Here is an 11,046-nt window from a genome sequence, read left to right as displayed (position 1 = left end):
CTCCCCTTGCAAAGTTGCTTTTTCTGCCGTTGACATCATCTTTTTTCAACAACATGAAGGAATCATCATAGATGATTCCTTTGTTAGAACTATTCCATTTGTTTTTCAGTGGGTATCTTCATCGATTTCTTCCCAGGGTCTTCCGAGGAAGTTACACCTAGAATATCAAGCAGGAACATAAATAGTGGAATACCTATGATTAGTCCCCATACCCCAAGGAAATGCTCAGAGAAGAGAATGACCATAAACGTATAGAAAATCGGTAAATCTGTTTTTGCGGACATAAGCTTTGGATTTAAGAAGTATGCTTCAATAGCATGCAATACCATAACAATGACTAAAATGTAGACGATGTACATCAAGCCACCAATGCTATAGGCGATAATACTTAATGGTATTAACGAAATGATAACTCCTGCGACTGGAACTAAGCCTAAAATAAAGAGCATAATTCCAAGGGCAATCAGATGTGGGAAGCCCATAATAGAAAGAGCAATTACTGATAACACACAGTTGACTGCAGCAATAATAAATTGTGCCTCAATTACTTTTCCAAATGAGCGGATGAATATTCTTGAGAAATAATGAAGTTCATCGTAAAGCGCACCAATTTTACTATCCTTAAACTTGGCTGTAAATTCAATAATACGATTCTTTTCTAACAAGATGAATAAACTTAATATTAGAGAAATCAAAATTTGCATAATGATTTTACCAATATTCGTAATATTTTTAAGAGTTAAATCCACACCTTGCTCTAAATATTTCCCCAGCTCTATTTTCTCAAAAGTTGGTGCTAAGTATCTCGCAATCTCATTGTCATCTGGATCGAGATTAAAGCTTGCAATGAGGTCGAAAAGCTGCGTGATTTGCTGGGTCACAATCGGTAAATATTTGTAAATGACTGCTACAATACCCGCAACAAGTAAAAGGTATAACGTTACCGTCACAGCTTTTTCATTCATCGGCGTATATTTCCTTATGCTTTTCGTAGTCTTCGTAGTAAGCTGGTTCATCAAATAAGTAATAATAAACGTAAGTAAAATTAGATTGATCATACTACGCATTAAATATAATGCAAGAGCAATCCCAACTAGAATAATAAAACGCTTAAATCCATTACTCCGAAAGAAATTATTCATTTATTCACTCCTTCTACAAAACGGCCTCGCTGCCTCTGCTACCTAGGGCTACACTATAAAATTGATTTATAACAATACGCATCATTCTTATGTAAAAAATTCCCTCTCATTTAATGAGTATAGCCATCTACCTTCAAAATAAGACGAAATTTATGTTTCTTTTAGAAGTGTCTGTATAAAACCTTAGGCGGGGGTGAAGTGAATTGTATGTCTTGTCAAATTAAAAAGTCGATACTTTTATCCTTTGTGAAAGCTTTACCAGCGTATTAGCCTAAATTCTATAAATCTATTATAACCCTTTAAACCCGCATATCCAATTTGTATGTTCTTTTATAATGGTATTTGTATAGAACTTTTATCAACTGTTACTTTATGCTATTTTGATTAGAGATATAAATTAAACAGAGAGAAGGACTGATTCTATGAAAATTGCGAGAAACCCTCAGAACATTCATCCACCCGTTGCTCCTTATGTTCATCAAATTGAAGTGACTGACCCACAGCGATGGTTAACATTATCTGGACAAATCGGCATGTTGTCAGATGGAACTATACCTGAAGATGCAACAGCTCAATTGAAGGTGGCACTAGAAAATATTAAAAAAAATCTAGATAGTGCCGATATGGAGGTTCAAGACATCACAAAGCTCGTATTTTATTTAGTGGGAGATATGGATGCTAATCAACGAAAGGAAATGATCAGTGACTTTTTCGGGGAACATCTTCCATGCACAACATTAATGTATGTCGTTGCACTCGCTACGCCTGCTTTAAAGGTTGAGATTGATGCATGGGCTTGTAAGGAATTATAAGCTCATATTATGTTGAATGTTATAGAAATATGTGAATTGTTTATAGAAAACACCCCTTTAGATGGCTCCAAAGGGGTCGCATTTTATTATTACTTTTTATCAGTAGAGCTTATTTTAGCATGTTTATAGCCATACAATAAGTAAACAACTAAACCTATGAACAGCCAAATGAAAAAGCGTAGAATTGTAAATAGTGGAAGACTAAAGATTAGCGCTAATGAACCCCCAACCCCAACGATTCCTACAAGCCAGATTGCTGGAACTTTAAACGCACGTGGTTGTTCTGGTCGTGTGTAACGAAGAACAATTACGCTAACTGTCGTTAAAGCAAATGCTGTTAGACCCCCAATGTTAGCAAATTCCGCTAATTCACCGATAGATAAAAATCCTGATAATAAAATACCTGTCAATACAACAATGACAATTGATAATACAGGTACACCAGTCTTTTTATTAGTTTGTGCAATTCGCTCAGGGAGAAGTCCATCACGGCTCATCGCAAATAGAACACGTGTAGCACTCGTTGTATTAGCAATCATTGTTGCAAGTAACCCAAAGATAACTGCTACGGCAATAATTGCACCTCCCCACTGAATTCCAACAGATTGTAAGGCAAACACAGTTGGGTTTGGAACATCTAAATCTGGGAATGGTACAATCCCTGTCAAAATTGCTGCTACAAGAGCATAAATAAGTGTTAAAACACTTAGTCCCCCAATTAATGCTTTTGGTATTGTCTTTTGTGGATTTTTCACCTCTTCAAGTACTGTTGTCACCCCATCAAAACCTGTAAAGGCAAAGAATACTAATGCTGCTCCTGCCATGACACCCGACCAACCAAATGGTGTAAATGGCGTCCAGTTTACAGGATTCACATGGAAAGTTCCTATAGCAAGGAACAAGATAATCGCTCCAACCTTCGCAATTGTAAATAATGTATTTGAACGACCAACATTTTTAATACCGCTTAACGCAATCCAAGCTACGATCAACCACCCAATGACTGCTGGTAGATTGACTATTCCGCCATGTGCAATATCTTTTGTTAGAACTGCTGGTAAATGGATACCGATCGATTGTAAAAATGAATCTACATAACCGCTCCAGCCAACAGCCACTGTACTAGCAATTACGGTAAATTCCAATAATAAATCCCATCCGATCATCCATGCAATAATTTCACCTAATGCAATATAAGAATAGGTGTAAGCGCTTCCGGCGACGGGGGCCATTGCTGCAAATTCAACATAAGCTAGTCCAACAGCAATTGTCACTAGTCCACCAATGAGGAAAGAAACAATTACCCCTGGACCCGCATGTAAAGCAGCAGTCGTTCCAGGCAATACAAATATCCCTGCCCCTATTGTAGCCCCTAAAACATATAGCATTAACTGCCATGATCCCAGTTCTCGCTTAAGTTTAAAGCGTTCTACTTCAGTTATCTTATTGGCCTGCTCGATTGACTTTGTTCGTAGAAAATTCGCCATAATAACCACTCCACTTTCACTAAAAGATAGTTTCTATCATTTTTATACATTTTTAATAATAATTAGTATATTATATAATTTTCTAAATATAGTCAATGATTAGATTATTATAATAATTCATTTTTATTAGAATAATTTGTGTGCCATCATAAATCAATCTGTTTTATTAAATTTTTTCTTTCCTCATGAAAATGAATCGCAAAAAACCCTTTAAAATATTATTATAAAGGGTTACAGAAACTACTTAATTTTATACTTTTAATAGTTTTATCCATTCATTTAAGCAATGTCAGCGTCGTTGCAATGGCATTATCAACAAATGAACGTTGTGGCTGGGATTTCAGCATAACTGTTAAACCTATTAACGCAACAATTAATGCCTGCGCTAAAGATTTTGCATCCGTGTCTTCCTCTAACTCTCCTGATTGAATTCCTCGTTCAATTGTCTCCTGAAAAATTACTGATAGATAGAGTTGATGCTCTCTCGTCAAGATTTCGAACTTCTCGTCATGTGGCGCTAATTCAACCATTGTATTGATACAAAAGCAGCCATTACTAAGATCTTTCGTATATTCAGCAGTAATTACTTCTTCAAAAAATATAGAAAATGCCTGTTTTACTGAGGTATAACTTTGAAGTTTAGTGCGTATTTCGGACGCCCGTGATGTCGTATATCTACGAAGTGCCGCTTCAAATAGCTCCTTTTTATCACCAAAGGTTGAATAAATACTAGGACGCTGAATCCCCATTCTAGCTGTAAGATCACTTAAAGAAGTTGCTTCATATCCCTTCTCCCAAAATAACTGCATTGCTGCCTCTAACACTTTTGCCTCATCAAATTCACGAGTTCTTGCCATTATTGATACACCCCCATTAGAAAGAAATAGTAAGTTAATCACTATATTTTACAATACCAAACAGTATGTAATTATTTTATATGCGGCTCTTTTTATTGTCAATTTCATTTCATCAATCGATTTAAACAAAAAATAAATCCCAAATAAATATTGACAAAACAAATATAGTTAAGATATATTTACCAATAATTATTTTGTACCGAACGGTATGTTATAATTACAATTCTATTAGGAAGGAAGGTTACAGTGTGGACAAAGCAAATGATGCACTTAATATAAATCAACCGTCTTCTATGCCCCGAGCTGTAACATTATTATTCGCTACAGCCTGCGGAATGTCTGTCGCCAATATTTATTTTGCTCAGCCGTTGCTAGATGAATTATCTAATGATTTTGCTATTGATCAATCGATTATTGGTTTGATTATTACCATCACGCAAATTTTTTATGGTCTAGGCTTACTACTTCTAGTACCACTTGGAGATTTACTAAACCAACGACGCTTGATTATTGGACAAATGCTATTATCCACCGTGGCTTTGTTTATAGTCGCTACTGCCTCCTATGTTGTAGTGCTATTCGTGGGTATGGCCTTAGTTGGTCTACTTGCAGTCGTGACTCAAACCCTTGTGGCGTTCGCTGCAACTATAGCTTCCTCTACAGAACGAGGTCGTGTCGTAGGCATTGTTACAAGTGGCATTGTCATCGGCATACTACTTGCTCGTACCTTTGCTGGGTTAGTAACAGACCTTGCAGGGTGGCGCTCTGTCTATCTAGTCTCCGCCGCTCTGATGCTTCTAATGGTTGGGATGTTTATAAAAGTGTTACCAAGGGGCGAGCGTGAAGTAAAATCACTATCCTATCTTCAGCTAATTCAATCCGTGTTCACGCTGTTTATTCAAGAACGAACATTACGTATCCGCTCTATTCTAGCTATGCTGATTTTTGCCGATTTCAGTATTTTATGGACGTCACTGGTGCTGCCACTTAGTGCACCACCATTAGCTCTATCACACACTGTAATTGGCGCTTTTGGTCTTGTTGGAGTGGCTGGTGCATTAGCTGCCGCACAGGCGGGGAAATTTGCTGACCAAGGCTATGGTCAACGAACGACAGGTATTGCTTTAACGCTTTTACCTATCTCCTGGATATTTATTAATTATTTAGAAAAGTCGTTCTTGGCATTAATTATTGGGATTGTGTTGCTTGACTTGGCAGTGCAGGCGGTACATGTCACCAATCAGACAATGATTCTCCCATTGCGTACAGAAGCACGAAGTCGACTGACCGCAGGCTATATGGTGTTCTATTCGATTGGCAGTGCTAGCGGTTCAATCGCTTCAACTCAAATGTATGCGCATTTTGATTGGGGAGGAGTTTGCTTACTTGGCGCCTCGATTAGTACAATTGCTCTTCTTTTTTGGGCAACTACAAAACGATTTACAAATTCAATTGATTCGGAGAGATGACAAATGGAAATAGGAATTACTTCTTTCGTAGAAACAAAACCAGACGTTCACAGTGGTGAAGTAATTAGTCATGCACAGCGTTTACGTGAAGTTGTAGAAGAAATCATACTTGCAGATCAAGTAGGATTGGATGTCTTTGGCATAGGCGAGCATCATCGAGAAGATTATGCCGCATCCTCTCCCGCAATGGTACTATCTGCCGCTGCTTCGCAAACGAAAAACATTCGACTCACAAGTGCAGTAACTGTCCTTTCTTCGGCTGATCCTGTACGTGTCTTTCAGGATTTTGCCACATTGGATGGACTATCAAATGGACGTGCAGAGATCATGGCAGGTCGTGGTTCCTTTATCGAATCCTTCCCCTTATTTGGCTACGATTTACATGATTATGATGAATTATTTGAGGAACATTTAGACTTACTACTCAAAATTCGTCAGTCTGAGAAAGTAGTTTGGGAAGGTAGACATCGACCAGCAATCAAACATTTAGGTGTGTATCCTAGACCGGTTCAAGAGTCTCTCCCAATCTGGGTGGCTAGTGGAGGAAATCAACAATCTGCTATGCGTGCTGGCCTTTTAGGATTACCCCTTATGCTAGCAATTATTGGTGGCAGCCCCATGCAATTTGCACCGATTGTACAGTTATATAAAAAGGCAGCGCTTCATGCAGGTCATGATTTATCAAAACTTCAGATAGGTTCTCATTCAATAGGTTTTGTTGGACTGAATACGAAATGGGCAGCAAACACATTTTTCCCATCAACAATGGCTGGTATGAATAAATTAGGCAAGGAAAGAGGCTGGCCTTATTATGACCGTTCTAGTTATGATGCTGCAAGAAGCTTTGAAGGAGCATTATATGTTGGTGATCCAAATACAGTTGCTGAAAAAATTATTCATCTTCGTAAACATGTAGGAATTACACGGTTTATGCTATACGTGCCTTTAAGTACCATGCCACATGATCAAGTCATACAAGCTATAGAACTACTTGGAACAGAAGTTGCTCCTCGTGTACGTGAGGAAGTCGCCAAATGGGAAGCTGAAATGGCTCTAGAAGGAAAGCCATTTCTTTAAGATTTCATTATTCAACAGGAGGAATTCATATGACCATTATTAACCGAGTCTTACCAGAATTAAGGCAGGCTTACTCAGAATTTCCTGGCTTTCGATTGGAGGAGGATTTAACTTGGAGTCGAAGTCTCTTGTCCAATCCATCTTCGAAAAAATCAGAACATGTAATTACGACCAACCGTATGATTCCTAGAGGTGACGGGAATGAAATGCTGGTTAAAATCTATGAGCCAGCTAAACGGAAACAGGATAAACTTCCAGCTATGCTTTGGATTCACGGAGGTGGCTTTGTCATGGGACACCCTGATATGGATGATATTTTATGTGAACGCTTTGTTGAGACAGCTAACTGCGTTGTCGTATCCATCGATTACCGACTAGCGCCTGAACATCCCTACCCAGCGGCTATTGAAGATTGTTATGCTGGATTAGTTTGGATGACTAATGAGGACCAATCACTTGGTATCGATGTCAAACGGGTGGCAATTGCTGGTGCAAGCGGTGGTGGAGGATTAACAGCAGCACTTGCATTAATGGCTCGTGATAAAGGAGGACCATCAATTATATTCCAGATGCCACTGTATCCGATGCTTGATAACCGAAATATAACACCTTCCAGCTATGAGATTATTGATGATCATGCAACATGGAGTAGAACAAATAATTTGACTGCTTGGCGTTGGTACTTAGGAGAAGAAAAGGACATCAATGCCCTTTCCCCGTATGCGGTCCCTGCAAGAGCTGAAAACTTAGCAGGATTACCGCCAACCTATATAGGTATTGGCCAACTTGATTTATTTCGTGATGAAACCATTGATTATGTAACACGCCTTGCACAGGCAGGAGTCGATGTTGAATTCCACCTCTACCCTGGCAGTTACCATTGTTTTGAGGTCTTTGTGCCTGAAGCAAAAGTAAGTCAGCAGGCTATTCAGAATTATTTAGATGCCATGGCACGCGCACTCAATTTTTGATTAGCACTTCGGCTTCTAATAAAAAGATAAAAAATGCGAAAATGTTAGCTATCAACATTTTCGCATTAATTGTATATCTATTGTGGACGTTCTATCTCAAAATCCCGCCAACTTTAGCTTAGTTTGATCCCGCAAGCCTGCTTATTCAAGCTCACGTACTTTAATCGGGATTAATGTTCTTTCTAGTTGTTCACGATGCTGCTCGTACTGAGGTGGCAACATTAATTGGCTACCCATTGTCTCTGGTGTCTCGTCATGAGCAAATCCAGGAGGATCTGTAGCGATTTCAAATAAAATTTCGCCAGGTTCACGGAAATAAATTGCATTAAAATAATGACGATCCTTTACTTCCGTTACATGTTGTCCTTGATTCATCACATACTCTTGCCATTCTAAATGATCTGTATTATCTTGAGCTCTCCACGCAATATGGTGAACCGTCCCTACACCCATTTGACCACGTTGACCTGCAATCGTTTTTAAATCCACTGTATTGCCGATTTCTGCACTAGATGTAAAACGCGTATAGTCACCTTCTGTCGCTACTTTTTCAAGACCCATTACCTCTGTTAAAACTTTTGCAGTTTCTTCTGGATGACTTGAGTATAGTGTAGCTCCACCAAAACCTTTAATAGCAACCTCTGGTGTCACTTCACCAAATGTCCATTCGTTAAGCTCGCCTTCCGCACGTGCCACGAGTTCAATATGCAGACCATGTGGATCATCGAATTGAATGACTTGCTCACCAAAACGTTCAGCTTTTTGGAAAGGAACCGAGAATTTCGCTAAGCGATTAACCCAAAATGGCAGTGCCCCTTCTGGTACAACATATGTTGTAACGCCAACCTGACCATCACCAATACGTCCTTGATAAGCATTAGCCCAAGGAAAGAAGGTAATGATTGTTCCTGGTTTCCCACCTTTGTCACCGAAATATAAATGATATGTGCCAGGATCATCGAAGTTTACTGTTTGCTTTACTAAACGTAAGCCTAATACGCCTGCATAAAAATCAATATTCTCTTGCGGATGTCCTACGATCGCTGTGATATGGTGAATACCTGCTGTATGTTTCTTCATGTTAACAAGCCCTTTCATGACTATTTTTCTCACCTATACTGTGCTCAATTAATATCTACCTCAATCTGTAAATCTTAGCGAATTGTATATAACGCCTTAGACCATGGGATTAATTGATCTAACATTTGATTCACTGAATCCGTTTGAACATCTTTTGGTTTAAAGTCTGTTCCATTCTCAAAATCTGTGAATAAAGATAAGGCTGGGTGAACACGTACGTCTGCGATTAAAAGCTCTCCCATAATCCCACGTAGATGTTCCGCTGCACGAGCACCACCTACAGAGCCATAAGAAACGATTCCTGCAGCTTTGTTATTCCATTCAACACGTAAATAGTCTAGTGCATTTTTTAATGCCCCTGTAATGGAGTGGTTGTATTCTTGTACGATGAACACAAAACCATCTTGTTTAGCAATAATTTCTGACCAAGCTTGTGCGCCCGAAGCATCCTGCCCTGGCTCACCTAATAATGGCAATTTATAATCAGCAATATCAACCACTGTATAGTTTGCGTCACCGCGTTGATCTGCGATTTCCTTTACCCATTGTGCTACTTGAGGGCTTACACGACCCTCACGAGTTGATCCAATAATAATACCGATATTTAATTCTGCCATTGTTTGTTCCTCCTCTTTTTTTGAGCTAAAAAATTTATTAAAAAACCCCATTATTATACCTCCTGACGAAGCTAAAGGTTCGAATTCATTTATCTTGAATTTATATATCTTGAATTCGAGATAATAATAACACGATATTTTTATAAACGTCAACAACTTTGTTTTTAAATTTAAAAAGGCAGAGAAAACTAATTCTCTGCCTTCCCTAAAAGCTTATAAACATGTGATGTTAAATAACGATATTGACTATCATTGGTATCTTGAAAAGCCTCTACTCTATTTGATTCAATGTCTTGGTAGTCGATTCGATATGGAGAAATCCTTTCTTTCTCCATTCATGACATTAGAAAAGTGCCAGCCCTCCTCGAGAAATGTCTTTCTAATTTTCTCCGCCAAGAATATCCTGCACAACTAATGAAGTGATGCTACATTGTCCTTTTGCAGGGTTGTCCACACACCATTTAGAACTCGATTGAATGGACCATGATTTTCTTAAAGCAGTTAATACGTCTTTTCCATGCTAAAATTCCTCTCAAACACTTTAAAATGGGACTTCATCCATTTTTATTGGCGTTGATTTCCCTACTACCCAATCATCTTTAATGGCACCATAGACAATACTATCTGTCACGGTACCATCTTCATTTTCCCAAGCATTTCTTAAATACCCTTCCTTCACAAAGCCAGCTTTACTAAAGCATTTTCGCATTCCGATATTATCAACTCTTGTATAGCCTTCAATGCGAATCTTCTCTCTTTCGCCAAACAGGTATTCTTGTAGCCAAAGAAGCACTTTGACACCGTATCCTTTGCCTCGAACATTTGCATCTAAGCGCAGATCAAAAAGAGGGATCGTATCGTTTATATCATGAATAAAGATCACGCCAACTTTTTCTCCATCTTCAAGTATCCAATGTGTTTCACGATTGTTCTGATAGTATCCTTCTGCGTATGCGGCTCGAACAGCCTCTTCTTTTATGTATGGATTGGTGTGATACAACCATTTATTTTGCGTTAATAAATGAACTAAATCATCAATTTCCTCTTTAAATAATTTGATTTCCATAACTATCTCCTTCCTTTATATGTCTTCACATATATCTGAAAAAATAAAGTTAGTTTTTGTATGCGCATATGGCTGTAATGCATCAATAAACTGCTCTACATCAGGAAAAGATTGAAAATGCCCCTTTAATAAAAAACATGACTCACCTGAAATGCGATAACAGAAGTCTATATTTGTATAAACCTTCAGATGTTCTTTAAAGTCTGCATAGCGGTTATTTTTGATTGTCGCTTCAACAATAGCGTCAATTGGATAACCCAATGCTTTTTTATTAATATCCAATGTATACCTCTTAATGACGTTCTGTTCCTCTAATTGCCGTATTCTTTCGCGAACTGCTGGTGCAGATAAGTGAACCCTTCTCCCTAGCTCGCTCATAGAAATTCGACTATCTTCTTTTAATTCTTTAAGTATCATTTCGTTAATGAAATCCATTTTGTAAATACCCCTTCTTTTTGAAGGAAAACA

The 11,046-nt window shown here is 38.3% G+C and carries 11 protein-coding genes and 1 pseudogene; 4 read left to right on the top strand and 8 right to left on the bottom strand.

The genetic code is table 11. From position 1 onward, the window contains the following. Positions 1 to 89: 89 nt before the first annotated feature. A complete protein-coding gene (locus tag ACEVFT_RS07195; RefSeq protein ID WP_393949026.1) occupies positions 90 to 1,142 on the bottom strand; it encodes an AI-2E family transporter in 1,053 nt (350 codons plus the stop codon). A 422-nt stretch (positions 1,143 to 1,564) separates the two neighbouring features. Between ACEVFT_RS07195 and ACEVFT_RS07190 the strand changes: the two genes are divergently transcribed. Next, on the top strand, positions 1,565 to 1,954 hold the full coding sequence (locus ACEVFT_RS07190) for a RidA family protein (RefSeq protein WP_393949024.1): 390 nt from the start codon (positions 1,565 to 1,567) through the stop codon (positions 1,952 to 1,954). An 89-nt stretch (positions 1,955 to 2,043) separates the two neighbouring features. Here ACEVFT_RS07190 and ACEVFT_RS07185 read toward each other — a convergent pair whose 3' ends face one another. After that, positions 2,044 to 3,441: an amino acid permease gene (locus tag ACEVFT_RS07185; protein WP_393949022.1), complete on the bottom strand. Its 1,398-nt coding sequence runs from the start codon at positions 3,439 to 3,441 to the stop codon at positions 2,044 to 2,046. A gap of 275 nt (positions 3,442 to 3,716) precedes the next feature. Continuing rightward, on the bottom strand, positions 3,717 to 4,298 hold the full coding sequence (locus ACEVFT_RS07180; RefSeq protein WP_393949020.1) for a TetR/AcrR family transcriptional regulator: 582 nt from the start codon (positions 4,296 to 4,298) through the stop codon (positions 3,717 to 3,719). A gap of 293 nt (positions 4,299 to 4,591) precedes the next feature. On the opposite strand from ACEVFT_RS07180, the gene ACEVFT_RS07175 reads away from it, so the two are divergent. Genes ACEVFT_RS07175 through ACEVFT_RS07165 form a run of 3 tightly spaced genes read left to right on the top strand, consistent with a single transcriptional unit; the run spans position 4,592 to position 7,815 of the window. Then, positions 4,592 to 5,767: an MFS transporter gene (locus ACEVFT_RS07175; RefSeq protein WP_393949027.1), complete on the top strand. Its 1,176-nt coding sequence runs from the start codon at positions 4,592 to 4,594 to the stop codon at positions 5,765 to 5,767. Positions 5,768 to 5,770: 3 nt separating this feature from the next. Beyond that, positions 5,771 to 6,844 carry an LLM class flavin-dependent oxidoreductase gene (locus ACEVFT_RS07170; protein WP_393949019.1) on the top strand — a complete coding sequence of 358 codons (1,074 nt, stop codon included), beginning with the start codon at positions 5,771 to 5,773 and terminating at the stop codon, positions 6,842 to 6,844. Between the two features lie 29 nt (positions 6,845 to 6,873). Continuing rightward, positions 6,874 to 7,815, top strand: coding sequence for an alpha/beta hydrolase (locus ACEVFT_RS07165; protein ID WP_393949018.1), 942 nt, complete (start codon positions 6,874 to 6,876; stop codon positions 7,813 to 7,815). Positions 7,816 to 7,956: 141 nt separating this feature from the next. Here ACEVFT_RS07165 and ACEVFT_RS07160 read toward each other — a convergent pair whose 3' ends face one another. The 5 genes and pseudogenes from ACEVFT_RS07160 to ACEVFT_RS07140 form a co-directional block, all read right to left on the bottom strand. Further along, positions 7,957 to 8,895, bottom strand: coding sequence for a ring-cleaving dioxygenase (locus ACEVFT_RS07160; RefSeq protein WP_393949015.1), 939 nt, complete (start codon positions 8,893 to 8,895; stop codon positions 7,957 to 7,959). A 74-nt stretch (positions 8,896 to 8,969) separates the two neighbouring features. After that, positions 8,970 to 9,563 carry an NADPH-dependent FMN reductase gene (locus ACEVFT_RS07155; protein WP_393949013.1) on the bottom strand — a complete coding sequence of 198 codons (594 nt, stop codon included), beginning with the start codon at positions 9,561 to 9,563 and terminating at the stop codon, positions 8,970 to 8,972. Positions 9,564 to 9,700: 137 nt separating this feature from the next. Beyond that, positions 9,701 to 9,990, bottom strand: a pseudogene (locus ACEVFT_RS07150) (YunG family protein). Positions 9,991 to 10,053: 63 nt separating this feature from the next. Beyond that, entirely contained in the window at positions 10,054 to 10,578 is a 525-nt protein-coding gene (locus ACEVFT_RS07145) for a GNAT family N-acetyltransferase (RefSeq protein ID WP_393949010.1), read from the bottom strand. Positions 10,579 to 10,593: 15 nt separating this feature from the next. Beyond that, on the bottom strand, positions 10,594 to 11,013 hold the full coding sequence (locus ACEVFT_RS07140) for an Lrp/AsnC family transcriptional regulator (protein WP_393949008.1): 420 nt from the start codon (positions 11,011 to 11,013) through the stop codon (positions 10,594 to 10,596). Positions 11,014 to 11,046: the final 33 nt, after the last annotated feature.

The organism is Lysinibacillus sp. PWR01 (assembly GCF_043359455.1).
Lineage (GTDB): Bacteria > Bacillota > Bacilli > Bacillales_A > Planococcaceae > Lysinibacillus > Lysinibacillus fusiformis_F.
Note: the sequence above shows the minus strand (reverse complement) of the source record. Positions and strands in the feature narration are given on the sequence as shown.